Annotated in this window: 24 protein-coding genes and 1 pseudogene; 12 read left to right on the plus strand and 13 right to left on the minus strand. The window is 68.2% G+C overall.

Going from position 1 to position 24,029, the window contains the following annotated elements; genetic code table 11:
* Nucleotides 1–12: 12 nt before the first annotated feature.
* From ABZZ74_RS18505 to ABZZ74_RS18515, 3 genes are all read left to right on the plus strand, one after another.
* Nucleotides 13–1,089, plus strand: a complete 1,077-nt coding sequence (locus tag ABZZ74_RS18505; protein ID WP_356766109.1) for a Gfo/Idh/MocA family oxidoreductase — start codon at nucleotides 13–15, stop codon at nucleotides 1,087–1,089.
* Nucleotides 1,086–1,589 carry a heme-degrading domain-containing protein gene (locus tag ABZZ74_RS18510; protein ID WP_356766111.1) on the plus strand — a complete coding sequence of 168 codons (504 nt, stop codon included), beginning with the start codon at nucleotides 1,086–1,088 and terminating at the stop codon, nucleotides 1,587–1,589. The genes ABZZ74_RS18505 and ABZZ74_RS18510 overlap by 4 nt, the downstream gene beginning before the upstream one ends.
* A gap of 99 nt (nucleotides 1,590–1,688) precedes the next feature.
* Nucleotides 1,689–2,555: an LLM class F420-dependent oxidoreductase gene (locus tag ABZZ74_RS18515; protein ID WP_356766113.1), complete on the plus strand. Its 867-nt coding sequence runs from the start codon at nucleotides 1,689–1,691 to the stop codon at nucleotides 2,553–2,555.
* A 76-nt stretch (nucleotides 2,556–2,631) separates the two neighbouring features.
* On the opposite strand, the gene ABZZ74_RS18520 is transcribed toward ABZZ74_RS18515, so the two are convergent.
* The 4 genes from ABZZ74_RS18520 to ABZZ74_RS18535 all read right to left on the minus strand — a co-directional run bounded on the left by ABZZ74_RS18520 (nucleotide 2,632) and on the right by ABZZ74_RS18535 (nucleotide 5,311).
* Nucleotides 2,632–3,489: a fumarylacetoacetate hydrolase family protein gene (locus tag ABZZ74_RS18520; protein ID WP_356766115.1), complete on the minus strand. Its 858-nt coding sequence runs from the start codon at nucleotides 3,487–3,489 to the stop codon at nucleotides 2,632–2,634.
* A 123-nt stretch (nucleotides 3,490–3,612) separates the two neighbouring features.
* A complete protein-coding gene (yidC, locus tag ABZZ74_RS18525; RefSeq protein WP_356766117.1) occupies nucleotides 3,613–4,335 on the minus strand; it encodes a membrane protein insertase YidC in 723 nt (240 codons plus the stop codon).
* Between the two features lie 80 nt (nucleotides 4,336–4,415).
* A complete protein-coding gene (locus ABZZ74_RS18530; RefSeq protein ID WP_356766362.1) occupies nucleotides 4,416–4,742 on the minus strand; it encodes a DUF6412 domain-containing protein in 327 nt (108 codons plus the stop codon).
* 41 nt (nucleotides 4,743–4,783) lie between these two features.
* A complete protein-coding gene (locus ABZZ74_RS18535; RefSeq protein ID WP_356766119.1) occupies nucleotides 4,784–5,311 on the minus strand; it encodes a helix-turn-helix domain-containing protein in 528 nt (175 codons plus the stop codon).
* 69 nt (nucleotides 5,312–5,380) lie between these two features.
* Here ABZZ74_RS18535 and ABZZ74_RS18540 point away from each other — a divergent pair, with 69 nt between their 5' ends.
* Nucleotides 5,381–6,832, plus strand: coding sequence for an MFS transporter (locus tag ABZZ74_RS18540; protein WP_356766121.1), 1,452 nt, complete (start codon nucleotides 5,381–5,383; stop codon nucleotides 6,830–6,832).
* Between the two features lie 31 nt (nucleotides 6,833–6,863).
* Here ABZZ74_RS18540 and ABZZ74_RS18545 read toward each other — a convergent pair whose 3' ends face one another.
* Nucleotides 6,864–7,661, minus strand: a complete 798-nt coding sequence (locus ABZZ74_RS18545; protein WP_356766123.1) for a class E sortase — start codon at nucleotides 7,659–7,661, stop codon at nucleotides 6,864–6,866.
* A gap of 278 nt (nucleotides 7,662–7,939) precedes the next feature.
* Here ABZZ74_RS18545 and ABZZ74_RS18550 point away from each other — a divergent pair, with 278 nt between their 5' ends.
* From ABZZ74_RS18550 to ABZZ74_RS18565, 4 genes and pseudogenes are all read left to right on the plus strand, one after another.
* Nucleotides 7,940–9,412: a beta-1,6-galactanase gene (locus ABZZ74_RS18550; RefSeq protein ID WP_356766125.1), complete on the plus strand. Its 1,473-nt coding sequence runs from the start codon at nucleotides 7,940–7,942 to the stop codon at nucleotides 9,410–9,412.
* Between the two features lie 93 nt (nucleotides 9,413–9,505).
* Nucleotides 9,506–10,693, plus strand: a pseudogene (locus ABZZ74_RS18555) (MFS transporter); the annotation flags it as partial.
* 121 nt (nucleotides 10,694–10,814) lie between these two features.
* On the plus strand, nucleotides 10,815–11,825 hold the full coding sequence (locus ABZZ74_RS18560) for an SEC-C domain-containing protein (protein ID WP_356766127.1): 1,011 nt from the start codon (nucleotides 10,815–10,817) through the stop codon (nucleotides 11,823–11,825).
* Nucleotides 11,826–12,383: 558 nt separating this feature from the next.
* Nucleotides 12,384–15,479 carry a DUF3427 domain-containing protein gene (locus tag ABZZ74_RS18565; RefSeq protein WP_356766364.1) on the plus strand — a complete coding sequence of 1,032 codons (3,096 nt, stop codon included), beginning with the start codon at nucleotides 12,384–12,386 and terminating at the stop codon, nucleotides 15,477–15,479.
* Nucleotides 15,480–15,492: 13 nt separating this feature from the next.
* Here ABZZ74_RS18565 and ABZZ74_RS18570 read toward each other — a convergent pair whose 3' ends face one another.
* The 3 genes from ABZZ74_RS18570 to ABZZ74_RS18580 form a co-directional block, all read right to left on the minus strand.
* Nucleotides 15,493–15,846 carry a hypothetical protein gene (locus ABZZ74_RS18570; protein WP_356766129.1) on the minus strand — a complete coding sequence of 118 codons (354 nt, stop codon included), beginning with the start codon at nucleotides 15,844–15,846 and terminating at the stop codon, nucleotides 15,493–15,495.
* A gap of 190 nt (nucleotides 15,847–16,036) precedes the next feature.
* A complete protein-coding gene (locus ABZZ74_RS18575; RefSeq protein ID WP_356766131.1) occupies nucleotides 16,037–17,416 on the minus strand; it encodes an IS1380 family transposase in 1,380 nt (459 codons plus the stop codon).
* Between the two features lie 60 nt (nucleotides 17,417–17,476).
* On the minus strand, nucleotides 17,477–17,842 hold the full coding sequence (locus tag ABZZ74_RS18580; RefSeq protein WP_356766133.1) for a hypothetical protein: 366 nt from the start codon (nucleotides 17,840–17,842) through the stop codon (nucleotides 17,477–17,479).
* A gap of 175 nt (nucleotides 17,843–18,017) precedes the next feature.
* On the opposite strand from ABZZ74_RS18580, the gene ABZZ74_RS18585 reads away from it, so the two are divergent.
* Nucleotides 18,018–18,866 (plus strand): helix-turn-helix transcriptional regulator, encoded by an 849-nt coding sequence (locus ABZZ74_RS18585; RefSeq protein WP_356766135.1) that lies wholly within the window; start codon nucleotides 18,018–18,020, stop codon nucleotides 18,864–18,866.
* Nucleotides 18,866–19,069 carry a DUF397 domain-containing protein gene (locus ABZZ74_RS18590; RefSeq protein ID WP_356766366.1) on the plus strand — a complete coding sequence of 68 codons (204 nt, stop codon included), beginning with the start codon at nucleotides 18,866–18,868 and terminating at the stop codon, nucleotides 19,067–19,069. The genes ABZZ74_RS18585 and ABZZ74_RS18590 overlap by 1 nt, the downstream gene beginning before the upstream one ends.
* Here ABZZ74_RS18590 and ABZZ74_RS18595 read toward each other — a convergent pair.
* On the minus strand, nucleotides 19,062–19,637 hold the full coding sequence (locus tag ABZZ74_RS18595; protein WP_356766137.1) for a hypothetical protein: 576 nt from the start codon (nucleotides 19,635–19,637) through the stop codon (nucleotides 19,062–19,064). The two genes, ABZZ74_RS18590 and ABZZ74_RS18595, sit on opposite strands and share 8 nt — an antisense overlap.
* A gap of 101 nt (nucleotides 19,638–19,738) precedes the next feature.
* On the opposite strand from ABZZ74_RS18595, the gene ABZZ74_RS18600 reads away from it, so the two are divergent.
* Together ABZZ74_RS18600 and ABZZ74_RS18605 are read left to right on the plus strand one after the other, a co-directional pair.
* Nucleotides 19,739–20,773, plus strand: a complete 1,035-nt coding sequence (locus ABZZ74_RS18600; protein WP_356766139.1) for a hypothetical protein — start codon at nucleotides 19,739–19,741, stop codon at nucleotides 20,771–20,773.
* 308 nt (nucleotides 20,774–21,081) lie between these two features.
* A complete protein-coding gene (locus ABZZ74_RS18605; RefSeq protein WP_356766141.1) occupies nucleotides 21,082–21,690 on the plus strand; it encodes a hypothetical protein in 609 nt (202 codons plus the stop codon).
* A gap of 52 nt (nucleotides 21,691–21,742) precedes the next feature.
* Here the strand turns inward: ABZZ74_RS18605 and ABZZ74_RS18610 are convergent, their stop codons facing one another.
* The 4 genes from ABZZ74_RS18610 to ABZZ74_RS18625 all read right to left on the minus strand — a co-directional run bounded on the left by ABZZ74_RS18610 (nucleotide 21,743) and on the right by ABZZ74_RS18625 (nucleotide 23,975).
* Nucleotides 21,743–22,345: a nitroreductase family protein gene (locus ABZZ74_RS18610; RefSeq protein WP_356766143.1), complete on the minus strand. Its 603-nt coding sequence runs from the start codon at nucleotides 22,343–22,345 to the stop codon at nucleotides 21,743–21,745.
* A 214-nt stretch (nucleotides 22,346–22,559) separates the two neighbouring features.
* Nucleotides 22,560–22,787 (minus strand): MarR family winged helix-turn-helix transcriptional regulator, encoded by a 228-nt coding sequence (locus ABZZ74_RS18615; protein WP_356766145.1) that lies wholly within the window; start codon nucleotides 22,785–22,787, stop codon nucleotides 22,560–22,562.
* A gap of 207 nt (nucleotides 22,788–22,994) precedes the next feature.
* A complete protein-coding gene (locus ABZZ74_RS18620; protein WP_356766147.1) occupies nucleotides 22,995–23,459 on the minus strand; it encodes a DUF2267 domain-containing protein in 465 nt (154 codons plus the stop codon).
* A gap of 93 nt (nucleotides 23,460–23,552) precedes the next feature.
* On the minus strand, nucleotides 23,553–23,975 hold the full coding sequence (locus tag ABZZ74_RS18625; protein WP_356766368.1) for an Hsp20/alpha crystallin family protein: 423 nt from the start codon (nucleotides 23,973–23,975) through the stop codon (nucleotides 23,553–23,555).
* Between the last annotated feature and the right edge of the window lie 54 nt (nucleotides 23,976–24,029).

The following is a 24,029-nucleotide window of genomic DNA, read 5'->3' on the forward strand; positions in this document are numbered from 1 at the left end:
AAAGTGGAGGGCATGACTGGTACGACTGCCTCTCCCCGCCGCGTCGGCCTCGTCGGCTACGGGCTCGCGGGCTCTGTCTTCCACGCCCCGCTGATCGCCGCCACCGAGGGCCTCGTCCTCGACACGGTGGTCACCTCCAACCCGGAGCGGCAGGAGCAGGCCCGCGCCGAGTTCCCGGACGTGCGCCTCGCGGCCACCCCCGACGAGCTGTTCGCGCGGTCCGCCGAGCTGGACCTGATCGTCATCGCCTCGCCGAACAAGACGCACGTGACGCTGGCGGCCACCGCGCTCAAGGCCGGCCTCCCGGTCGTCGTCGACAAGCCGATCGCCGGCACCGGGGCCGAGGCCCGCGAGCTCGCCGCCCTCGCCGAGGACCGCGGGCTCCTTCTCTCCGTCTTCCAGAACCGCCGCTGGGACAACGACTTCCTCACCCTCCGACAGCTCCTCGACGAGGGCGAGTTGGGGGACGTGTGGCGGTTCGAGTCCCGCTTCGAGCGGTGGCGCCCACAGCTCAAGGGCGGCTGGCGCGAGTCCGGCGACCCCGCGGAGATCGGAGGTCTGCTGTACGACCTCGGCAGCCATATCGTCGACCAGGCCCTGACCCTCTTCGGCCCCGTCACCGCTGTGTACGCCGAGTCGGACGTCCGCCGCCCCGGCGCCGAGGCCGACGACGACACCTTCATCGCCCTCACCCACGCCGGCGGCGTCCGCTCCCACCTCTACGTCTCCGCCACCACCGCCCAACTCGGCCCGCGTTTCCGGGTGCTGGGCTCCAAGGCGGGGTACGTCAAGTACGGCCTCGACCCCCAGGAGGCGGCCCTGCGCGAGGGCGAGCGCCCGGGTCCGGACTGGGGGCGGGAGCCCGAGTCGGCGTGGGGCCGGGTCGGCTCCGGGGAGTCCCCGGCGACCGGCGGCGGCACTCCCGTACCAACCCTGCCCGGGGACTACCCCGCGTACTATGCGGCCGTGACCAGGGCCCTCGACGGCGACGGCGCCAATCCGGTGACCGCCGCGGAGGCGGCCGCCGCGCTCGACGTGCTCGAGGCGGCCCGCCGTTCGGCCCGCGAGGGAGTGGTGGTGAAGCTGTGACGCACAACACCGAGCTGACCCCGAAGTTCCACCCGGAGCTCACCCCGCCGCTGGAGGAACTGGAGGCGCAGGAACGGCGCCTGGTCTTCCGGCAGTTCACCCACGAGGACGCGTGGGCCCTGGGTTCCCTGCTCGTCGAACTGGCCCGGGAACGCCAGGCCCCGGTCGCCATCGACATCCACCGCGCCGGCCAGCAGCTCTTCCACGCCGCCCTGCCCGGCTCCACCCCCGACAACGACGCCTGGATCGCCCGCAAGCGCCGGGTCGTCGAACGCTACGGTTCCGCGTCCTACCTGGTCGGCGCCCGTTTCCGCGCCAAGGGCACGACCTTCGAGGACTCCTCCCGCCTCGACCCGGACGAGTACGCGGCCCACGGCGGCTCCTTCCCGATCACCGTCGAGGGCGTCGGCGTGATCGGCGCGGTGACGGTGAGCGGACTGCCGCAGCTGCAGGATCACCGGCTGGTGGTGGAGGCGCTGGAGGAGTTCCTCAAGCGCTGACGCCCGCAAGGGGAAGATCCTGGGCCCTCCTCCGGTTGGCAACCGTTGTACGTGGTTGTAAGCGGTTGTACGTGCCACCGACCGGAGGGAAGGGAACCCGTGAGTGACACCCTGAAGGAATCCGTCGGCCGCTACGGCGTCTGGAGCGTCGCCCTGCGCTCGGAGGACCCGTCCCGCCGCGGCGAACTCGCGGAAGCCGCAGCCGAGTTGGAGCAGCTCGGCTACGGCGCCGTCTGGCTCGGCGGCAGCAGCGCGCCCCGGCACGCCACACCCCTTCTCGAGGCGACCTCGACGCTCACCGTCGGCACCAGCATCCAGTCCATCTGGCAGTACGAGGCGGTGGAGAGCGCGGCGGGCTACGCCGGCCTGGAGTCGTCCCACCCCGGCCGCTTCGTCCTGGGCCTGGGCGTGAGCCACGCCAAGCTCGCGGACCAGTACCGCCGCCCGTACTCCGCGCTGGTCGCCTACCTCGACGCCCTCGACGAGGCGGGCGTCCCCGCCGACCGCCGTCTGCTGGCCGCCCTGGGCCCGCGCAGCCTGGAGCTGGCCCGCGACCGCGCGGCGGGCTCGATCCCGTATCTGGTCACCCCCGAACACACGGCGTACGCCCGCGAGATCCTGGGCGAATCCCCGCTGCTGGCCCCGGAGTTGAAGGTGGTCCTGGAAACGGACCCGGCCCGGGCCCGCGCGGTGTCCCGCGACTACCTGGCCATGTACCTGGCCCTCCCCAACTACACCAACAATTTCCTCCGCCACGGCTTCACGGAGGAGGACCTGGCCAACGGCGGCAGCGACCGCCTGGTCGACGCGGTCTTCGCCTGGGGCGACGAAACCACCATCAACACCCGCATCAACGCCTTCTTCGCAGCGGGCGCCGACCACGTGGCCCTACAGGTGGTCGACGGCGGCGCCCGCGACCACCTCCCACGAGAGTCCTGGCGCCGCCTCGCGTCTCTACTGGCCTAGCTGTCAGGGGCGCAGGGAACTGCGCGATCAGCCACAACGAACCCGCACTCGCCCGCGTCGCGCAGCTCCCCACCCCTCAGGCATCCTTAAGCTCCTGCCGCTGCCGCCCCAGCCCCGAAATCTCCAGCTCGACCACATCCCCGGCCCGCAAGAACGGCTTGGGCTCGGGCTGCCCCAACGCCACCCCCGCCGGCGTACCGGTATTGATGACGTCCCCGGGATACAGCGTCATGAACTGACTGACGTACCGCACGACTTCCCCCACGGGAAAGATCTGCTCCGCCGTCGTCCCGTCCTGCTTCAACTCCCCGTTGACCCACAGCTTCAACGACAGCGCCTGCGGATCCGGCACCTCGTCCGCCGTCACCAGCCACGGCCCCAGCGGGTTGAACGTCTCGCAGTTCTTCCCCTTGTCCCAGGTCCCGCCCCGCTCGATCTGGAACTCCCGCTCGGACACGTCGTGCGCGACGGCGTACCCGGCGACGTGCGCGAGCCCTTCGTCCGCCGACTCCAGATAGCGGGCCGTACGTCCGATGACGACCGCCAGTTCGACCTCCCAGTCGGTCTTCACCGAGCCGCGGGGAACCAGCACCGTGTCGTTCGGGCCGACCACCGTGTCCGCGGCCTTGAAGAAGATGACCGGCTCGGCGGGCGGCTCGGCCCCGGTCTCGCGCGCGTGGTCGTGGTAGTTGAGCCCGATGCACACGATCTTGCCGATCCGCCCGAGCGGCGAACCGACCCGCAGCCCCGCCGCATCCAGAGCAGGCAGTTCACCGGCGTCGCCCGCGGAGCGGATCCGCGCGAGTGCCGCGTCGTCGGCGAGCACCGTCCCGTCGATGTCGGCCACGAGACCCGACAGGTCCCGCAGCACCCCCTCGGCATCGAGCAGTGCGGGCGTCTCCGCTCCCGCCGTACCGACTCGCAGCAGCTTCATGGTCACAGTCTCCCTCGATCGCGGGCGCCCGCCCGATGGGTGCAGCCATCGGAGGACTGGTCGATCCTCCAAGCTCGGCGTGCGGTATGCAATACCCGGTTCACGTACTGGACCGTAGCCCCGTCACCGGTACAGCACGGCCCGCTCCACCGCGCTCCACGCCGTACTGGTGACGACGTACAGCGCGGCCGCCAGCGGCACCACGGCCACGGTGAAGAGCGTGGCGAAGGACATGAACGGCATCGCCTTGGTCACCGCTCCCAGCCCCGGAACCTGCTCCCCCTCCCCCGCCGGCACGGGGCTGCCGACGGCCATCGTCCGCTTGGTGCGCCGGTAGTTGAAGGCGGCCACCGCCGCGACCACGACGAACAGCCCCAGGTACACGAGTCCCGCCGCCCCGAACACGCCCCCGCTCCCGAGCGCGTCGGCCCACCGCCCGCCGAGCGGCGCGACGAGCAGCCGGTGGTCGAGCAGGCCGTTGCTCTCCCCGCCGATCCTCGGGCTGGAGAAGAGGTGGTACAGCAGGAAGAACGCGGGCAGCTGCAGCAGCCCGGGGAGGCATCCCGACAGCGGCGACACCTTTTCCTCCGCGTGCAGTTCCAGCACCGCCTTCTGCAGCTTCTCGGGGTCCTTGGCGTGCTGTCTGCGCAGCTCGGCGATCTTCGGCTGCAGGGCGGTCCGGGCCTTCTGCCCGCGGGCCGAGGCCCGGGACAGAGGATGCACGAGGAGTCGTACGAGCGCAGTGAACAGGACGATCGCGGCGGCCGCCGCCGCGGCGCCGAACAGCGGTTGGAGCAGGTCGGCGAGCTGGTCGACGACGTCGGCGAAGACGGTGAAGACGGACATGGGTGAACCCTCCGAGGGTCATGCCGGGGTGAGAGCGGTGCTTGCGGCATGACGACCCGCGCGGGGTCACGGACGTGTCCCTACGCGACGGTCGCCGGGAGGGCGGTTCCGGGGGCTCGGGGCCGGGTGCGTCCTCTGGCGTCGGGGTCGCGCTGGGGCAGGAAGGCCGTACGACGGGCCCGGTCCCGTATCGCCGTACGCACGCGTGTCGGCGGCACGGCGGGGGCGATCCGCGCGGCGACCAGCGCGCAGGCGGCGAGCGCGGCACCGACGGCCGCGGTGGCGGCGAGGGCGACGGTGGCGGTGAGGGTGCCGGCGTCGAGGAGCGCGAGCTGGAGGAGCAGCAGGAGGAGCACGGCGAGGGGACGCGCGGAGAGGCGGTCGCGGAGCACACGGTCGCTATACATGCGTTCCCGGGCCGCACGCTCGCGGATCATGCCCCTCCCCCCTAGGCGCTCGTGGTCGCCACCGGCTCCAGCAGACGCTTCGGCTTGAGCAGCGCCTTGCTGACCGGATCGGCCGGGTCCGGACTGAGACCGGGTCCCGGCACCATGAGAACGTCGGCGACCGGTACGAGAGTTCCGCACGCGGGACATTCGCCGTACGGCCCGAGTTCGGTGCCGCAGTCGGCGTGCCGGAAGTAGCGCATCCGGGGCTCGTGGAAGTGCTCGCGGCCCCAGATGCCGAGCGAGCGGAGGGCCGGCCACAGGGCGATGCCGCGCTCGGTGATGACGTACTCGTCACGCGGCGGCGACTCCTGGTAACGGCGCTTCTCGAGGATCCCCTCCGCGGTCAGCGTCTGGAGACGGGCGGCGAGGACCGCGCGCGGGATGCCGAGGTGGACGAGGAAGTCGTTGTAGCGCCGGACGCCGTAGAGCGCGTCGCGGATCACCAGCAGCGTCCACCGCTCGCCGATGACCTCCAGCGCGCGGGCGATGGAGCACTCCTGTGTCGCGTAGTCCTTGCCCAGTGCCATGCCGTCCACTGTAACCATTTTTCTCGAGGTTGGTTCAATGACCGAACCTACGGTGTTACGGTGGCCCACATGACTAGGTTCAATGAACGAACCCTCACCCCCTCCGAGGCCCCGCACGCCAGCCCCGCACCCCACCGGACCGCCTCCCACCAAACCGCCTCCCAGCCAGCCGCACCCCATCCCGAGGCGCCCCCTCATCCCCGCGCCACCCTCGCCCTGACCAGCGCGGCGACCGCCGTGACGCTGATGACGTACACCGCGCCGATCGTCACGCTCCCCGACACCGCCGCCGCCCTCCACACCCCGCTCTCCGCGCAGGCCTGGCTCATCAACGGCACCCCGCTCGGCCTCGCCGCCCTCCTCCTGGTGGCGGGCAGCCTGGCCGACGACTACGGTCGCCGCCGGATCTTCCTCCTCGGCACCCTCACCCTCGGCATCACCACGGCCCTGGGCGCCCTGGCCTCCTCCACCTGGCTCTTCACCCTGGCCCGCGTCGCGCAGGGCGCGGCGAGCGCGGCGATCCTGGCGAGCAGCCTCGGTCTGCTGGTGCACGCCTTCCCGACCCCCCGCGGCCGCCTGCACGCGACCGGAGTCTGGGGCGCCTTCGTCAGCGGCGGCATCGCGGCGGGCCCCCTGCTCGCGGGCTCCCTGCCGAGTTGGCGGTTCGCGTACGGCGTCCTGGGCGCCGCGACTTTGCTGGTCACGGCGCTGAGCGTCCGTACGCTGTCGGAGTCCCGCTCCCCGAGAGGCGGACGCCCCGACATCGTGGGCGCACTGACCTTCGGCCTGGCGCTGGTCTCCCTGGTGGCGGCACTCACGCTGGGCCGCGACGGCTGGCTGCGCCCCGAGGTCGGCCTGCTGTTCCTGGCGACCGTCGTCCTGCTGGGCCTGTTCGCCCTGGTGGAACTCCGCACGGCGACCCCGATGATCGACCTGACCCTGCTGCGCCGCCCCGGCTTCCTGGCCTCCTCGGCCGGCGGACTGTTCACGGGCCTGGCGGTGATCGGCCTCTTCAGCTTCTTCCCGGTCCTCTTCCAGCAGGTGCTCGGCCTGACCCCCATGGACACGGCCTGGCTGTTCCTGCTCTGGTCCGGCCTGTCCTTCCTGGTCGCCCTCCAGGCCAAGCGCCTGGCCGGCCGCGTGCCGCCCCGCCACCAGCTCGCCGCGGGCTTCACCCTGCACGCCGCAGGTGTCCTGACGATGCTCGGCGCCATCGACTCCGGCACCTGGCACCGCCTTCTGCCGGGCCTCGTCCTCGGGGGCGTGGGCAGCGGCCTGCTCAACGCCGCCCTGCCCCTGCTCTCCGTCGAATCCGTCCCGGCGGCCCGCGCGGCCATGGGCTCCGGCGCCCAGCAGACCTTCCGCTACATCGGCTCCTGCGCCGGCGTCGCCCTGACGATCGCCATCGTCACGTCCTCCGGGGGCGGCCTGGGCCACGGCGCGAACGTCGCTCTGGTGGTGTCGGCGGGGATGGCGCTGCTGGCGGCGGTGGCGGTGCTGGCGCTGCGGGAGCGCGCCTGAGGCGGCTGAACTCCCCACGCCCGTCCATGACTCAGCCCCTCGGCCGCATCGACACCAGCTTCCCCCACACCACCATCCGGTACCGGGACGTGAACTCCGGTGTGCACGTCGTCAGCGTGATGTAGTAGCCGGGTTGGCCGTAGCCGTGACCCGGCTTGACGACAGAGCGCGGAATCGGCCGTATGACCCCGGAGTCCCGCGCCGAGGTCTGCGGCAGGGTCTTGTCGACCGAGTACGTGTACGTCGCCTCGCGCGTCTCCACCTCCACCAGGTCCCTGATCCGCAGGTGGTTGAGGTAGCGGAACGGCTCGCCGTGGGTGTTGCGGTGGCCGGCGAGGGCGAAGTTGCCCGCCTGGCCCGGCTGAGCGGTGCCGCGGTAGTGGCCGACGTACCCCTTGTTGAGGACCGCCTGCTTGCCGACACCTTCGGCGACGGGGACGCGCAGGCCGAGGCGCGGGATGATCAGCACGGCGTACGCCTGGGACCAGGAGGGGCTCGACTCCCGTACGGCGGTGGTCCGTCGCCCCGTACCACCGCCCCCGCCGCCCGAGCCGCCGTACGACCGCGGGACCGCCGGCGTCACGGCCGTACCCGACCCGCCGCCACCACCCTCCGCGCCTCCCCCGCCCTGCCCCCACTCCCGCTCCAGCGCCTCCACCTTCCGCTCGGCGCCCCGCTTGGCCTCCCGGTTGGTCCACCACAGCTGGTGGACGACGAGGAGGAGCAGCACCACCCCGACGGTGACGAGGAGTTCGGCCCCGCTCCACAGCGCGCGCCGGCGCCGGGCCGAGCGGCGCCGGGTGCTGTGCTGCACGACGGGAACGCGCATCCGCAGACCTCCTCGCGCCGCCTCCTGGACCGGGCCTCGCACCGGGCCGCCCGCACCATAAGGGGCCGACCCTCAACTCACCAGCCACACGCACCGTTCGGCGGTTGTTCGGTACTTCGTACATAGGTTTTAGAAAGGGCTGTCGTAGCTATCGACAACCCCACCCGTCACACCCGATGCTTCGTGCTGGCACCAACGGGACAGGCCACCACGCCGGGCCTCGCGACCGGTTCAGGGACCGGTGCGCCCAGGCCCGTGAGCGAAGCGGAGTAGCAGCCATGATCAGACGCAGAACCCTGCTGGCCGCGGCCGGCGGCACCCTCCTCGGCAGCGCCCTCGCGACCGGCACCGCACGCGCGGACGCCACGATCAGCGTCAGCCCCGGAACGTCGTACGGCACCTGGGAGGGCTGGGGCACCTCGCTGGCCTGGTGGGCGAACGTCTTCGGCGGCCGGGACGACTTCGCCGACATCTTCTTCACCACCAAGTCGACGACGTACAACGGCACTTCACTTCCCGGCCTCGGCCTGAACATCGCCCGCTACAACCTGGGCGCGAGCAGCTGGAACAGCGTCGGCGGCACGACCATGGTCGCCTCCCCCAACATCCCCGCCTTCAAGCAGATCGAGGGCTACTGGCAGGACTGGAACAACGAGGACCCCACCTCCTCGGCCTGGAAGTGGACCGCGGACGCCACCCAGCGCGCGATGCTGACGAAGGCGGTGGCCCGCGGCGCGACCACCGAGCTGTTCGCCAACTCCCCCATGTGGTGGATGTGTCTGAACCACAACCCCTCCGGCGCCTCGGACGGCGGCAACAACCTCCAGTCCTGGAACTACCGCCAGCACGCCTCCCACCTCGCCGCGGTCGCCCTCTACGCCAAGAACAACTGGGGCGTGAACTTCGCGACCGTCGAGGCCTTCAACGAGCCCAGCTCCAGCTGGTGGACGGCGACCGGCACGCAGGAGGGCTGCCACATCGACTCGACCGTCCAGTCCGCCGTACTGCCGTACCTGCGCAGCGAGTTGGACAAGCGGGGTCTGACGGGCACCAAGATCTCCGCGTCCGACGAGACGAGTTACGACCTCGCCCGCACCACCTGGAACTCCTTCAGCTCCACCACGAAGGGGTACGTGGACCGCGTCAACGTCCACGGCTACCAGGGCTCCGGCGGCCGCCGCGACCTGCTCTACACGGACGTGGTCACCACGGCGGGCAAGGCCCTGTGGAACTCCGAGACCGGCGACAACGACGGCACCGGCTACACCCTCGCCTTCAACCTCCTCTACGACTTCCGCTGGCTGCACCCCACCGCCTGGGTCTACTGGCAGGTCATGGACCCGTCCACCAACTGGGCGATGATCGCGTACGACGCGAGCACCCTGCAGGCGGGTGCGGTGCAGACGAAGTACTACACGATGGCCCAGTTCAGCCGGCACATCCGCCCCGGCATGAAGATCCTCGACACGGGCGTGAGCAACGCGGTGGCGGCCTACGACTCCTCCGCCAGGCGCCTGGTGATCGTCGCCCTCAACACCTCGACCTCCGCCCAGACCCTGACCTTCAACCTCTCCAACTTCACGACCGTGAGCGGCGGTTCGGGCGGTCTGGTGCCGCGCTGGAACACGGTGACGACGGGCGGCGACCTCTACAAGTCGTACTCGGACACCTACTTGAGCGGAAAGACGGTCGCCGTCCCCTTCGCCGCGAAGGCGGTGCAGACCCTGCAGATAGACGGGGTGGTGATCTGACTGGGAAGCCGTACTTCCCCCCACGGGAACCGCGGTCCGGGGCCCGCCCCCGGACCGCGCCCCGGACCACGTCCCGGACCGCGTCCCGGGCCTGGTCTCGCCGCGCTCGCGCTCGGCGGTTTCGGCATCGGCCTGACCGAGTTCGTGATCGCCGGCCTGCTCCCCCAGGTCGGCCGCGACCTCCAGGTGTCCGAGGCCACCGCGGGCCAGCTGATCTCCGGATACGCCCTCGCGGTGGCCGTCGGCGCGATCGCGCTCACCGCCCTCACGGCCGGCCTGCACCGCAAGGCGGTCCTGATCGGCCTGGTGGCCCTGTTCGTCGCCGGCAACCTGCTCAGTGCCGTAGCCCCGAACTACCCGGTGATGCTTCTGGGCCGCGTGGTGGCCGCCCTCTGCCACGGCACGTTCTTCGGCATCGGCTCCCTGGTGGCCCGCCGCATCGTCCCGCCCCAGCGGGCCTCCCGCGCCGTCGCGGTGATGTTCGCCGGCCTGACCGTCGCGAACGTCCTCGGCGTCCCCTTCGGCGCCCTGATCGGCGAACGCTGGGGCTGGCGCGCGACGTTCTGGGCGATCACGGGGATCGGGGTGGTGGCCCTGGCCGCCATAGCCGCCCTGGTCCCTTCCTCGGCGGGCACGGTATCGCCGTACCGAACCGGCCTCCGCACGAACCTCCGCACCTTCCGCTCGACCCAGGTCTGGCTGACCCTGACCGCCACGGCCCTCGGCTACGGCGGCATGTTCGGCGCCTTCAGCTACCTCACATACACCTTCACCGAGGTCACCGGCTTCGCCGACACCGACATCCCCTGGCTGCTCGTGGTCTACGGCACCGGACTGGTCGCCGGCAACATGGCGGGCGGCCGCGGCGCCGACCACGACCGCGACCGCACCCTCGTCATCAGCCTGACCGCCCTGACCGCGACCCTCACGGCCTTCGGCCTCCTGGCGAGCAGCAAGCCGGCCGCCGTCACCCTGGTCTTCCTCCTCGGCGTCTTCGGCTTCGCCCCGGTCCCGGGCATGATCACCCGCGTCACCGACCAGGCCCACGGCGTCCCCCTGGCCGCGAGCGCCAACGTCTCCGCCTCCAACATCGGCAACGCCCTCGGCGCCTGGCTGGGCGGCCTGGCCATCAGCGCGGGCCTCGGCCCCCGGGCCCCGCTGTACGTGGGCGCGGCGATCGTGCTGACGGGGGTGGCGGTGATGACGTACGCGGCACGCACCACACCGCCCGCCAGGGAGCCGCCCATCCCCACGCCTGCGGAGACCCGCCCCTCCCCCTGAACCGGAACGAAGTGATCCGCCCTCGCACCGCCCCTCGCGGACCGACGACCTGCGCACATCTCACCGCATCCTCCCCCGCCTCCCTCCGCCTGCGTAGGCCATCGGCAGTACGGTGTCGTCCATGCGCCCCGACACGCCTGCCGAGAACGTCGACCACACCGCCGAAGCGGCACGCCTGGAGCGGACCGCCGGCCTGTATCCCGAGGACGCCGAAGCCCTGCTCCTGCAGGCCGCGGCCCACCTGGAACTCGCCGGCGACCGCCCCGCCGCGACCGCGCTCTACGACAGCCTGCTCTCCTCCCAGACCGGCCTGGAGAACCCCTACCTGGTACGGGCCCTCAAGGCCTCCAACCTCTGGGAGTACGGCCACGAGGCCGAGGCCCGCGCCATCATCACCGGCGTCCGCGCGGCGGCCCCCCGCGACCCGGCCCCCTGGGTGATCGTCGCGGAGGCCCTGGAGGCCCACGACGAGCTGGAGGCGGCCCAGGAGACGTTCACGGAGGGAGCGCGCCTGCTCCTGACCGACGTACCGGAGCCCCCGTACTCCACGCACCCTCTGCTGTTCGGCCGCCACCGGGTCCGCCGCATGCTCGGCGTCGCCCACGACGACTGGGACCGCCTGGCCGACACCCTCCACTCGTCCTCGGTGTCCCTGGACGAACTCCACGACCCCAAACGCGTCTGGTCCCTCGGCTCGGACAACCCGGCGGAACTGGAGGCGGAGATCTCCCGCCTGCGCGCGGAGCTGGGCACCTACCGCGAGGCCCTGTCCCGCCCGTTCCCGGTGGCGGTCCTGCACTGGCCCAAGGACGAACTGGCGGAACTCCTGGACACGTACCCGACCCTGACCACGGAGTACCCCTCCCACGAGGAGCACCTGACGACGATAGAGGCGTCCCTGAGGGAACTCTCCACCTCCGGCACCCCGAACCTCGGCATCGTCACGGGAACGGTCCCCTCGTACGAGGCCTTCGCAGCCTCAGAGGCGACGTCCCCGGCAGACCCTGACCTCCTCCCCCAGTACGCCACGACCCTGGCGGCCCGGGGGCGGGCGGTGGAATGGCCGCCGCAGCGGGGGGCGGCGTGTTGGTGCGGCTCGGGGCGGCCGTACGAGACGTGCCACGGAGCATGACCCTCATTCCAACGCCCCGCCCTTCTCGTGGATGGGCGGGGCGTCTGTGCATCTATGCCCGGTCGGCGCGATCCACTCGGCAACACCGCTGCCCACCCCACATAGGCACCGCAATCCGCTAAGCCAGCCCGGCGTGCCCCCACCAAGCGACCGCGCCCCAACTCCGGCCGGCAAATCAACGCCCCGAGCTTCTCCCACCTGGCCCCCGCTTTCCCCGGGCCGCCCGCTCGCTTCTCCCCCGTGATTCCGCGGCCTGGGTCAAGGGTCGGCCGCAGGCTGATCGCCAAAGGCGACGCGACCGGAGGGAGCGCCCTTGATGCAGGCCGCGGAATCACGACACTGACCAAGAAGCGGGCGGCCGTACGGCAACGGCTCAACGAACGCCTCCTGCAAGCCCCACCCCCCGCGCCTACTCCTGCTGGGAAATGATCACTTTTCGGCACTTGGCCTTCGTATGTCAGTGACGGCTGTTAGAACAGATCCACAGCGACAGCAGGGAAAGAAGGAGCGGCAGTGGCGGAACCGGGGGACCTCAAGGCTGGCGTCCACGAGCGACTTATGACTCAGGAGCTACGCGAACAAATACAGGGACTCGAGGCGGCGGGTTGGAAAGCCGTCGACGCGGGGGTCAGCCCGGAGTCCACCCCACACGTGCTGGCTCGGCACATCGGGGAAACCGTGGGTCGTCGGTTGGCGCAGCTACCACAGGACGAGCAGGTGGCCGTCGCCAACAAAATCATGGAGTCACTCGCCGGCAACGCTCCCGACTCACACGTAGACGCAAGCAACGGCACCATCATCGACGGCCCCCGACAGCTACTCGCCCTCGCCGAACAGGAAGCTCCGGGCGTCTACGCAATCCGCCCGCTGACGCCGCTCTCCGAGACAGCGTTGATCACCAATGCTCCGGACGACCCCAGCCTCGGCGCTGAGCTGCGGGCGGAGCTGGCGACGGCCGACCGTATCGACCTGCTGTGCGCCTTCGTAAAGTGGTACGGCATCCGCGTCCTCGAGAAATCGCTTCGCGAAGCCGCCCACCGCGGTGTGCGCATTCGCGTCATCACCACGACATACATGGGCGCCACAGACCGACACGCTCTCGACCGTCTCGTCCGCGATTTCGGCGCCGAGGTGAAGGTCAACTATGAGACCCGCTCGACTCGCCTGCACGCCAAGGCCTGGTTGTTTCGCCGCAATAGTGGATTCGATACCGCGTACGTAGGCAGTTCCAATCTCTCCAAGAGCGCTCTTCTCGACGGCTTGGAGTGGAACGTACGGCTGTCGTCCGTCGCAACACCCACTGTGTTGAACAAGTTCGAGGCCAGCTTCGACTCGTACTGGAACGACATCGCTTTTGAGAGCTACGACCCGGATCGCGACACCCTCAAGTTGGACGAAGCCCTCGGTGTGGCAGGTGGCTCAACGTCCGGCCAGGAGTCCAAGATCAGCCTCTCGGGGCTTGAGGTTCGGCCTTACCCGCACCAGGCGGACATGCTGGAGCGGCTGCGTGTCGAGCGAGAGGTCCGCGGCCATCATCACAACCTGCTCGTCGCTGCGACCGGGACGGGTAAGACCGTGATGGCGGCCCTTGACTACCGCTATCTACATAAGCAGTGGGGTGGCAAGCAGTATCCTCGGCTGCTCTTCGTGGCACATCGGAAGGAGATCCTCAAGCAATCGCTACGCAAGTACCGTGAGGTGCTCGACGACGCGTCCTTCGGGGAACCGCTCTTCAGCGGAGAGCTACCGCGGGACTGGCAACACGTGTTCGCCAGCGTCCAGTCGCTCACCGACCAGCGACTCGACCAGTTCGACCCGGAACACTTCGACATCATCGTCGTTGACGAGTTCCACCATGCCACGGCTACGACATATCGGCGCGTCCTCCAGCACTTCAAGCCGAAGCAGCTCCTGGGTTTGACCGCTACCCCTGAGCGTGCCGACGGGCTCAATGTGCAGGATGAGTTCTTCGAAGGCAGGATCGCCGCCGAGATGCGGCTGTGGGAGGCACTCGACAACGACCTGCTTTGTCCGTTCCACTACTTCGGGGTGCCCGACGGTACCGACCTCACCCGTCTCAATTGGCGTTCGGGCACGTACGACCAGAGCCAACTCGGTGAGTTCTTCACGGCCGATCATGCCCGGGCTCGCATCGTCATCAAGCAGGTACGGGACAAGGTGTCCGACCCAGCGGGCATGCGGGCGCTCGGATTCTGCGTCACCAAGAAGCATGCTCACTTCATGGCGAAGTGCTTCCAGGACGCGGGAATCAGGGCTGCTGCTCTGGACAGTGAGTCCAAGCCCGAGATCCGTGACCGGATACTGTCTGAGCTCAAGGCCGGGGAGATCCAGGTCATCTTCTCCGTAGACCTATTCAACGAGGGGCTGGACATCCCGGACGTCGATACGCTTCTGCTTCTCCGTCCGACGAATAGTGCCACCGTGTTCCTTCAGCAGCTTGGCCGAGGTCTGCGCCGCACCCCAGACAAGCCGGTGCTCACAGTGCTCGACTTCATCGGCCAGCATCGTGCGGAATTCCGGTTCGAGGAGCAGTTCCGCGCGATGACCAACCTGTCACGCAACCGACTCCTCGAACACGCTGAGCGTGACTTCCCCCTACTGCCGTCTGGCTGCCAGATCATCCTTGAAGGCAAGTCCAAGGATCTCGTTCTGGACAACATCCGCACCCAGATCAAGGCGACCGTCCAGACCCTCGCCAAGGAAGTCAGGACCTTCGATACGCCGCTCCTCGCCGACTACCTCAGGGAGAGCCGCCGCGAAATCAAGGAGCTGTACAAGTCGTCCAACTCATGGACATCCGTCCTACGGCGCGCTGGCCTCGCCGACCTACCGGAACAGTCCGGCGAAGCAGATCTGTTGAAGCGCGTGCACGCCTTCCTCCACGTCGACGACCTCGAGCGCGCCGAGGCCTATACCCGTCTCCTGAGCGATGACGCCCCAACGTACGAGGCTCTCAATCCGAGAGACAAAACGTACGCGCGCATGCTCTTCTTCAACCTCTGGGACAAGGCAGGAGGCTTCACCTCCTACACACACGGGCTGGACTCACTCCGCGACCAGCGAGCCCTTCGCAGCGAGCTGCGACAAGTACTTGAGCATGTGATGGGCCAGGCAGACCATTTCCCCATTTCGCTAGAGGGTCCGCACGCGCACATCCCCCTAAAGATCCACAGCGCATACAACCGCTCGGAGATCCTGGCCGCTCTTGGCGTCGCTCGCCTCAACGGGCAGATGCCCGGTTCCTTCGCCCAGGGCGTCTTGTGGGACGAGCCGAATCAAACAGACGCCCTGCTCATCACTCTCGAGAAGAACGAGAAGGACTTTTCCCCCAGCATCCGGTACAAGGACTACGCGCTGAGCCCATCTCTCTTCCACTGGGAGTCTCAGAGCACAACGGCAGACACCTCGCCTACTGGCCTCCGCTATCAGCAACACGTCCAACGCGGCAGCCATGTACTGCTGTTCATGCGGCGCTACAAGGACACTGACATCGGCAAAGCCCAACCGTGGATGCTGCTCGGCCCGGCGACCTACGTCCAGCATGAGGGCAGCAAACCCATGGCGATCACCTGGCGGCTGCACCACGATCTGCCGGCGGATGTGTGGTCGTACTCAACCATTGCCACGGGCTAGCGGTTCGACGCGCTCATACCGCCTCGCCGATCTCAGCCTCAAAGTGGGTCTGGGCCCGGTCAAGCACGTCGTCGGGGTCATAGCCGTGCGCCCACAGCCAGTGCAGCAGGTCAGCCATGACCCCGATGGCTGCATCCTCTGCGGCTGCCGCGCCTAGCAGACTGCCGCCCTCTGCCAAGGCTCTGCCGTGCGCGAGCGACCAAGATCCATACAGATCCAGAAGTACCTCGGCCATAGTAACCCGCGGGCCGTTAGCCGATTTGCCAACCAGGGCGGGATCGACGGTGAGCTCACACCACACCACCTTTGACTGCTCTGTCAGGAGCACACCCCACCGGTGGTCCGTTATGGCATCGACGAGAGCCATCCCTCGCCCCGACTCTAGCCTCGATCGTTCATGAGTCCCCGTCAGCTTGCTGACGGGGACTCTGTGTCTGTGTGATGGGGTCTTTTTGGGGTTGGGGCAGGCTGAGGGCCCGGCTCTCGCGTCGGGTGTGCGCCGGATTCCACTTCGCCGGTGTGGTGGTGCGGGTTGTCGGGACAGTCGAAGTGGCTGGTCAGCCGGGGTTCGGGAGGGTGTGGAGCCGGTTGATCGCGTGGGTGATCACGGGCGTCCAGGGCCATTGGGCGGTGAAGCGGAGCCAGTGACGGCGTCCGGTGTGCACGAGCTGGGCGGCGGCGGAGAACAGGCGCAGGCGGAGCTTCTTGGGTTCCCAGCGTCGGGTGTCGCCGGTCAGTGCGAGCATCGGCATCCAGGCAAGGAGGTCGAGCGCGAGGGAGACGATCTCCAGCCAGATCCGGTTCTGGGCGGTGTCGTGCAGGGGCAGGTTGCGCAGGCCGGTGTCACGGGCGTTTCGGATACGGTCCTCGCAGCGGGCCCGCCGGCGGTGACGCAGTTCCAGATCGGCGAGCTGGCCGCCCTTGGTGTTGGTCGCGAAGCAGGTCAGCCGCAGTCCGTCGAGGTCGGTGAAGCGCAACTGGGCGCCGGGGTGCGGGCGTTCCTTTCTGACGATCAGCCGCATCCCCTTCGGCCAGGTGCTCAGGTCGGGCATGTCGGTGATCTCCGCGACCCAGGCGCCGGGCCGCTCGGTGCCGCCCGCGTCGTAGGCCGGCGTCCACGCCTTCTTCGGGATCTTCAGCACGGCCTGGTGGATGGCGTCGGTGATGGTCATTCCGACGGAATACGACAGCCACCGGCCCCGCCTGGAGAGCCAGTCGAGGAAGGTGTGGGTGCCGCCGCCGGAGTCGGTCCGGATCAAGGTCTGCCGTCCCCGCCGCAGGCGTTTGGGCAGTTGAGCCAGGGCGAGTTGGGCGGTTTCGATGTGGTCGGCCGCGGTGTTGGAGCCCGCGTTGCCGGGCCGCAGGAGGGCGGCCACCGGTTCCCCGGACCCGGCCTGGCCGTGGTCGACGAATGCGACGAGCGGGTGATGGCCGAAGGTCTTCTTCCAGGTCGCGGTGGCGTCCTGCTTCTCGGAGTGGGCGAGTACCAGCACACCGTCAATGTCCACGATGACGCTGCCGTCGGCGGCCGGACTGCTCTCACCGGCCAGGTCCCAGACCCGCCCGCGCACGTGGGAACGTGCATCCCGGATCGCGTCCAGGGCCTTCAGGCCGGACGCGGCGAGGGCATCGACGAGACGTGAGACCGTCGGATCGGAAGCCACCGGGCCGAACACACCCGGCTCGGCACGCAGCATGCCGACGTCGGCCAGGCAGTCTCCGCCGAGGGCGACGGCCAGGGCCACATCCAGCAGGACCTTGCCCGGGTCGTGCACCGCCCGCGGCTTGCGCCACGGCGCCAGCGCCGCCGATATCGCGGTGTCCAAGCCGGACTTGCGGACTGTCTCGACCAGCAGCACCGAACCGGCCTGCGAGACCACCCCACGGCCGCCGCCCTCGATACGGACATGCGGGTACGACCCGCTACGCTTCTTCACCTGGAGAGTGCTTCTTTCCTTGCAGCTGACAGGACCCTCGACAAGTCCCATCGTTGCAGGTCAGCAGCACTCTCCACTTTTTTGATCAAGACTCGGACGGCCCCACTCGCGAAAGCGCGAGGCTAGGGCGCTGCTGGCAGCAAGCAAGGTAGGCAGCGAGCGCGTATCGGGATCCTCCACTTCTACCCGGAGATACGGCCCGCGCAGCGCCACCCACAAAGTCACCGGCGTGCCCTCACCGACATGTTGAACGACGTTGGTCACCAACTCCGATACGCACAACTGCGCCACGTCAACATGATCGACCAACCCCCACAGAATGAGCCGGGTTCTCAACGTACGGCGCAGTTGGGCGACCTCATCCGCGCGAGCGGTGAACTCATGCAGCCAGGGCTCTCGTCGAACAGAACCACTTGCGTAGATCATCTTTCGCCTTCCGCGTGCCCGTTGCACATCGCAGTCAAAGGTGACTCCCAGTGACAGATTCGCAGCGCTTATCCCTCTATGCAACGTGCAGGAAGGGATTCCCTCTTTGGAGTGATTGGCCTTTGGCACCCCTTCCGGTGGGATGGACCTTCCGCTAATCCCCGAAGGAGTTGCCATGGCCGGATCCCCTACGGCTCGCCGTCGTCGACTTGCGATCGAGCTCAAGCGGCTGCGCGAAGAACGCGGCCTGACCTGCAGCCATGTAGGGAAAGAGCTGGACTGGAGCAGTTCGAAGGTCAGCCGCATGGAGACGGGGCAGGGGCGCGTCCAACCCTCAGATATCGACGCTCTATGCCGCTTCTACGGGACGCCAGTAGAGCTGCGTGATCTGCTGAAGTCCCTGGCCAAGGACTCTAAGACGAAAGGGTGGTGGCACGCACACAGCGATGCGATCCCCGCCTGGTTCTCCGTGTACGTCGGCCTCGAGCAGGCTGCCTCCAACTTGCGTAGCTACCAAGGAGAGTTCATCCCGGGGCTGCTGCAAACCGCCGAGTACGCAGCCGAACAGTGCCGCGCATGGGTCGATCACACCCCCGAGGACGTTCAGCGCATGGTCGACGTGCGGATGCGTCGCCAAGAGTTGCTCGCCGAGGAGGCTGCTCCCGATCTGTGGGCTGTTGTCCACCAGAGTGCGCTACAACATGTGGTGGGCAACCGTCAGGTCATGGCCCGACAGCTCGAACGTATGCTGGAAATCGGCAAGATGAGAAACGTCACCGTCCAGGTTCTGCCGTTCGACGCGGGTGCCTACCCCACCACCGGCTCGTACACGATCCTCGGCTTCCCAGAGCAGGAGGACCCGGACCTGGTCTACCGCGAGGGACTTACCGATTCGGTCTACCTTGAAGAGCCCAAGGATGTGGCCCTCTACACGAAGGCCTTTGACCACCTCAGGGCCTTGGCGCTCAGCCCTCAGCGCTCAGTTTTGTTCATCTCGAAACTCTTGGAGGAACACCTTCGATGATGCTGCCATCGAGCATTCCATGGCGTAGGAGCAGCTACAGCAACGGCATGGGTGGCGAGTGCTTGGAGGTTGCCTCACTCGCCGAGGTAGTCGCGATACGCGACTCCAAGGTCACCCCGGGGCCTCAGCTTGTGTTGAGCACATCAGCGTGGCAGAGCTTTGTTCGGTCTCTGCCATCAACCCACGATGAACGGACTAGCTGATTGGCTGCCGTGGATCGCGAACGATCTCTCCGGCCCTTTGAAGGAAGGTGGCATGAGCGCGGCCCATCTCTTCTCTAGCGCCACTAAAGCGACCCCAAGCCGCAGTCGAGTCTCCCGACCTCACACCATCTACCTGCAACAAAGATCCCACTGCTTCCATCGACTTTCCGGTTAGCGCGTAAGCCAGCTCATATGCCTCACTTGGCCCCCAGAGTGCCAACTGGCTGGTTTTTGCCTGCATTTCAAGCATCCGCTCACCCAAGTCACGCCTTGCTGCCCCATCCACCCCACCTCCATGTCGCGCCTCGGCCGCAGTAGCCGCCAACGCATCATCAAGCGCGACATAAGCCGCGAAGAGGGCGGCAAAGGCTTGATGCCGCTGGCTGCGTACCCACTGCCAGTGTTCGGCGGCAGCCTGACCGTGCACCTGCGCCAGCGCCGCCTCAACTGCCTTACGTCCGCCGGCCTCTGCTCCGCTTTGGGCGTACCTACCGGCGATCACAGCCCCAATGACTGCGGATGCGAACGCAATAACACCCGCGATGACCGTCCCGGTCGCATCACTCATCGCACCATCCTCGCCTGAGCCGAGAGTCGCCACAACGCCCTCAGTGGCAACCTCCATCACCCACCGCACTCTGCGAGCACTGAACCCATTAGCCTCGACTCATGACGACGCACCACTCCGGTTTCCAGCCCGGTGACATCCTCACACGCGATGAGATCCACCCAGTGCTCGGCGGCAGCAGCTACGCCGGAATCTGTCCAGCGGTGAAGAAGAAAAACGTACTCATCTTCTCCGACAGCGAGATCGGTAAGCGCTATGGATATCGCGACGGATGGCTTGCCGAGGATGATGAGATAGGACCTATATTCACTTATACGGGAACCGGAAAGAGAGGCGATCAGGCCCTCGAAGGCGGAAATTCAGCCATCCTAAATCACGCTCAAATGGGCCGTACCCTGCACTTATTCATTGCAGTGGGTAAGGTTGCTGGAACCGGTACACGACAGCATAAATACATAGGTACGTTCAAGGTTGACGAACGGAAGCCGTTCGAGACGCGAAGAGCCAAAGACGAATTAGGCAACGACCGCAATGTCATCGTTTTCCGACTGCGTCCTATCGTCCCATATATCCGGGAGGCCTCCGAGACTCTTCGACCGGCCCCAGAATCCCGGTCTCGATTCCATGAGACCGCCGGTCGCTTCGCTCGGGCAGTGCGACGTCAGAGACGTCAACTTCAACCACTGACTGACCTCGACCGACTGGAAGCAGCCCGGGACGACCTAGCCGACACCTTCCAGGAGCGCGAAGCCGCAGCTGGAGAGACGATCGGCCAACTGGAAGTGTCCATGCGGAACAGGTCCGCTCGCCTGATGGTCGACCTGTACAACCCTTTACACAACACGGTGTACGAGCCGACGGCCAGTGCTGCTAGCGATTCGATTACCCAAGCACTTGCCCAACTCATCCGTGCACGGCGTTACTTGAGAGACCTTCCACACGATCAGCCCCTCCATCTGATGGTGTTGGCGCCTGCTCTCCCCGACGAGGATCTCCGCGAACTGCTCGCTGAACACGGAATCGGCATCGTGTATCGAAACCAGAACGGCAGTTTCTCCGAGTTTGAGGGCCACTCCGTCTGGAGCAGCGATCCTCGAGGTTTCCGCTGCGCGGATTGCCCAGTAGCTGGCAACTGACAGGACGTCCAGTGTGGTCAGACCGTTAGGGCCGTCTGGGACCGGTCGGCATCAGGCGGGTCAGTGCCGCTCTCGAACCTCGCTCCGGTCCGCACGCTGCGAGCACGTGATCCCTGCCGTGAGTGTGCCAAATGCTGGCCTCCCGTCAACTGCGGGCTTAACCTGCGGCCATGTGGGGGCAAGGATCTTCATGGGGCAAGAACAAGGCGTCTCTCGCAGTACAACGTCGTCGGCTCGACCGGCATATGCGTCGTTCGCGGAGAAGGTTGCCGCCCTCCCCGATGGAGCCTCGGTTCGCCCTTCGCCGCATGCGGCTCGGGCTGGGGATCGTGGGCGCGGCGTGGGCGACGGTCGTCCTCGTGGACGCGGGGCTGATCCGAGGCCATGTGTTGAAAGGTACGGACACCGGGATCGCCACGGGGGCCGGATTCGTCGCTGGAGTGCTGGCCTACCTGATCTGGTTCGGAGATACGGTCACGCCCCACGTCTCCACCGTCGAGGGGAGACAGCTCGTATCCGCCCGCACGCTCACCGGCGTCCGCACGATCGATCTGGACACACTGGCCAGTGTTCGCCGGTTCACTGCGATCGGGCGCGTCGGCACGATCGATGATTTGCACCTGCGGGACCGGCACGGGCTGCGCTTGACGATCGGCCGTGACACGCGGGCGGAGGACTCCATACGCGGCGCCATCGTGAGGGCGGATGCCCAACCGTCCGGCGCATCGGTCAAGGTGACCAGGCACGCCCGAAGCCGTCTGGACTTGGATCCGCGCTCGTCCGTTCCCCGCTTCGTGCACTTGTTCTTCGGTGTGTGGGTCATGTTCGCGGTGCTCCTGCTGCCCGCGCTGAGCAGCTACACGATCGCCTGTTTCTTGGCGGGAACCAACGCCTGGAGTGCTGGATCAGGTCATTGACCACAACCGACTCCGACGGGACACGCCGCTCCGACCTCGGCGAACCATAGCCTCACTCATGCCTCCCCCACCGCCCCCGATGCACCACCTCCCCCACCCCCCTCCGCCGCTCCACAACCCGCCCGCTCTGCGCCGGTACATCCTCCGCTCGGTACCCCACCGTGATCCCCCCGATGGGGTCGTACTCCTCCGGTACCCCGAACTCCTCCCGGAACGGCGGCAGATGCTCGGGCATGATGCCGAAGAAGCAGGCGCCCAGGCCCTCGTCCACCGCGGTCAGGAGCATGAGCAGGGCCGCCATGCCGGTGTCGATGTACCAGTACGGGGCCGGCCAGCGGACCTCGGCTCGGTCCTCCCAGCCCTTGTCGGACTCGGCGTAGCGATCGAGGTAGGCGGCCTTGTGGGCGAGGGGGACCACGACCAGCGGGGCGTTCTGCATGGTCGGGGTCTTCTCGACGCGGGTCGGGACGTACGGCCAGAAGCGGGCGCGGTCGGCCGGGTCGGTCAGGGCGAGGAAGGCCCAGCCCTGGGAGAAGCCGGCAGAGGGGGCGCGGAGGGCGGAGGCGAGGACGCGCTCGATGACGTCCGGGGGCAGGGGCTTGTCGGAGTAGTGGCGGATCATGCGACGGCGACGTACGACCTCGGAGAACTCCATGGGGATTGCCATGCCACGGCCGCCGGGAGCGGAAACGGCGGCGGGCGGACCGATACGGCTCCTTGGGGAAACGGTGACGGCATCATGGTCGTACGGGTCGTATGGGTCCTACGGGTCGTACACCAGCAGCGGATGCCTGCATCGTTCGCCTTCGTCCCGCGCTGGGCCGCCGAGCGGCACGTCGAGCACCTGCCGGAGAAGTAGAGCCTCCCGGTCAGCCTTCGGCCGGCTCGTTCCCGTCGCCGTTCAGGCGTCGGAGCAGCCCCAGCAGCTCGACCCGCTCCCCCTCCCCCAACCCCTCGAAGCACTCCGCCAGCACCCGGTCCGCCACCTCGTGCCCGGCCGCGAGCACCCGCTCCCCCTCCGCCGTCAGGTGATGCTCGATACGGCGGCCGTGGCCGGGGCGGCGGTCGACCAGGCCCTGGGAGGCCAGGCGCCCCACCAGGCCCCCGAAGGCCTGCTCGGTCTGGAACGTCGCCGCGGGACGGTGCCGCCTACGCGGCCGCCTTCGCCGACGCCCGTCTGGAGATCGTCCCCAAGGCCGGCCACCTCCCCCAACTCGAGCAGCCGGAGGCCACCTTCGACCTGATCGACGCCCATCTGCGACGGACGACGACCAGTCGATGACGGCCGACGCCGATGGAGTCGGTCAGGTCAGGCTCATCTCTCTCATGCTCCGGGCCAGTTCGGCCCGGCCGAACAACAGGGCGTAACCCGGCGGAAGTTGACGCAGGACGCGGTCGACCAGGTCGTCTCCGACGAACTTCGGCAGGACCGACAGAACCGAGCTGACGTCCCAGCGGGCCGTGGCCGGGGTGGCGCCCTCGATGCGAGCCGCCACCGAGTCGACGAACTCCTGGGCGGTCAGGGGGCGGGTGGCCGGGATCTGGGCGGCGATCAGCCGGGCCGCCGCTTCGGGCAGAGCGCGGGCGAGGTCGACGCGCTCGTCGCCGACGACGTGGCCGCCGAGGGCCGACAGGACGATCCGGGTGACTCGTTCCGCCTCCGCTCGGGTCGGGTACTGGCCCAAATCCCGTACCTTCTCGATCAGTTCACTCCATCCGGTGTCGGTCCGCGGAGCCTCGATCGTGCTGGGCGCCGTCGTCACGGTCATGGGCGGGCTTCTCCTCCAGTGCGCGCGGGGTCGTGCCGCGTCCCGCAGACGGCCGGTGAGGCACGGACCTGCGGGACGCGGCGGCTGAACCGATTACTTGCCGATTTCCTTGCGGTCCCGGCCGCCCGAGATCTGGATGCGGCGCGGCTTGGCCTGTTCGGCCACGGGGATGCGCAGGGTGAGCACGCCGGCGTCGTACGAGGCGTCGATGCGTTCCGTGTCGAGGGTGTCGCCGAGGAAGAGCTGACGGGTGAAGGAGCCCGTGGGCCGTTCGGCGACGAGCAGCTCGGCGCCCTCGGGGGCGGGGCTGTGGCGCTCGGCGCGGACGTTCAGGACGTTGCGCTCGACGTCCAGCTCGATCGTCTCGGGGTCGATGCCGGGGAGGTCGAAGTGGACGACGAAGTCGTCACCGGACCGGTAGGCGTCCATCGCCATCGCGACGGGGCGGGCGTTGGAGCCGAGGACCTGCTGCGCGAGACGGTCGAATTCGCGGAACGGGTCGGTACGCATGAGCATCACGGGTCACTCCTCTCTCACGGGGCTGAGGTGCGATGCCCTTCGGCTTCTTAT

Origin of the sequence: Streptomyces sp. NPDC006476 (assembly GCF_040612015.1) — a bacterium.
Taxonomy (GTDB): Bacteria; Actinomycetota; Actinomycetes; order Streptomycetales; family Streptomycetaceae; genus Streptomyces; species Streptomyces griseorubiginosus_B.

Excerpts from the sequence above, each read along its gene's own strand:
- ABZZ74_RS18505 (WP_356766109.1), top strand. The coding sequence starts at position 13 with ATGACTGGTACGACTGCCTCTCCCCGCCGCGTCGGCCTCGTCGGCTAC.
- ABZZ74_RS18520 (WP_356766115.1), bottom strand. The coding sequence starts at position 3,489 with ATGAAGCTGCTGCGAGTCGGTACGGCGGGAGCGGAGACGCCCGCACTG.
- yidC (WP_356766117.1), bottom strand. The coding sequence starts at position 4,335 with ATGTCCGTCTTCACCGTCTTCGCCGACGTCGTCGACCAGCTCGCCGAC.
- ABZZ74_RS18530 (WP_356766362.1), bottom strand. The coding sequence starts at position 4,742 with ATGTATAGCGACCGTGTGCTCCGCGACCGCCTCTCCGCGCGTCCCCTC.
- ABZZ74_RS18535 (WP_356766119.1), bottom strand. The coding sequence starts at position 5,311 with ATGGCACTGGGCAAGGACTACGCGACACAGGAGTGCTCCATCGCCCGC.
- ABZZ74_RS18540 (WP_356766121.1), top strand. The coding sequence starts at position 5,381 with ATGACTAGGTTCAATGAACGAACCCTCACCCCCTCCGAGGCCCCGCAC.
- ABZZ74_RS18545 (WP_356766123.1), bottom strand. The coding sequence starts at position 7,661 with ATGCGCGTTCCCGTCGTGCAGCACAGCACCCGGCGCCGCTCGGCCCGG.
- ABZZ74_RS18550 (WP_356766125.1), top strand. The coding sequence starts at position 7,940 with ATGATCAGACGCAGAACCCTGCTGGCCGCGGCCGGCGGCACCCTCCTC.
- ABZZ74_RS18560 (WP_356766127.1), top strand. The coding sequence starts at position 10,815 with ATGCGCCCCGACACGCCTGCCGAGAACGTCGACCACACCGCCGAAGCG.
- ABZZ74_RS18565 (WP_356766364.1), top strand. The coding sequence starts at position 12,384 with ATGACTCAGGAGCTACGCGAACAAATACAGGGACTCGAGGCGGCGGGT.
- ABZZ74_RS18570 (WP_356766129.1), bottom strand. The coding sequence starts at position 15,846 with ATGGCTCTCGTCGATGCCATAACGGACCACCGGTGGGGTGTGCTCCTG.
- ABZZ74_RS18580 (WP_356766133.1), bottom strand. The coding sequence starts at position 17,842 with ATGATCTACGCAAGTGGTTCTGTTCGACGAGAGCCCTGGCTGCATGAG.
- ABZZ74_RS18585 (WP_356766135.1), top strand. The coding sequence starts at position 18,018 with ATGGCCGGATCCCCTACGGCTCGCCGTCGTCGACTTGCGATCGAGCTC.
- ABZZ74_RS18590 (WP_356766366.1), top strand. The coding sequence starts at position 18,866 with ATGCTGCCATCGAGCATTCCATGGCGTAGGAGCAGCTACAGCAACGGC.
- ABZZ74_RS18595 (WP_356766137.1), bottom strand. The coding sequence starts at position 19,637 with ATGAGTGATGCGACCGGGACGGTCATCGCGGGTGTTATTGCGTTCGCA.
- ABZZ74_RS18600 (WP_356766139.1), top strand. The coding sequence starts at position 19,739 with ATGACGACGCACCACTCCGGTTTCCAGCCCGGTGACATCCTCACACGC.
- ABZZ74_RS18605 (WP_356766141.1), top strand. The coding sequence starts at position 21,082 with ATGCGGCTCGGGCTGGGGATCGTGGGCGCGGCGTGGGCGACGGTCGTC.
- ABZZ74_RS18610 (WP_356766143.1), bottom strand. The coding sequence starts at position 22,345 with ATGGAGTTCTCCGAGGTCGTACGTCGCCGTCGCATGATCCGCCACTAC.
- ABZZ74_RS18620 (WP_356766147.1), bottom strand. The coding sequence starts at position 23,459 with ATGACCGTGACGACGGCGCCCAGCACGATCGAGGCTCCGCGGACCGAC.
- ABZZ74_RS18625 (WP_356766368.1), bottom strand. The coding sequence starts at position 23,975 with ATGCTCATGCGTACCGACCCGTTCCGCGAATTCGACCGTCTCGCGCAG.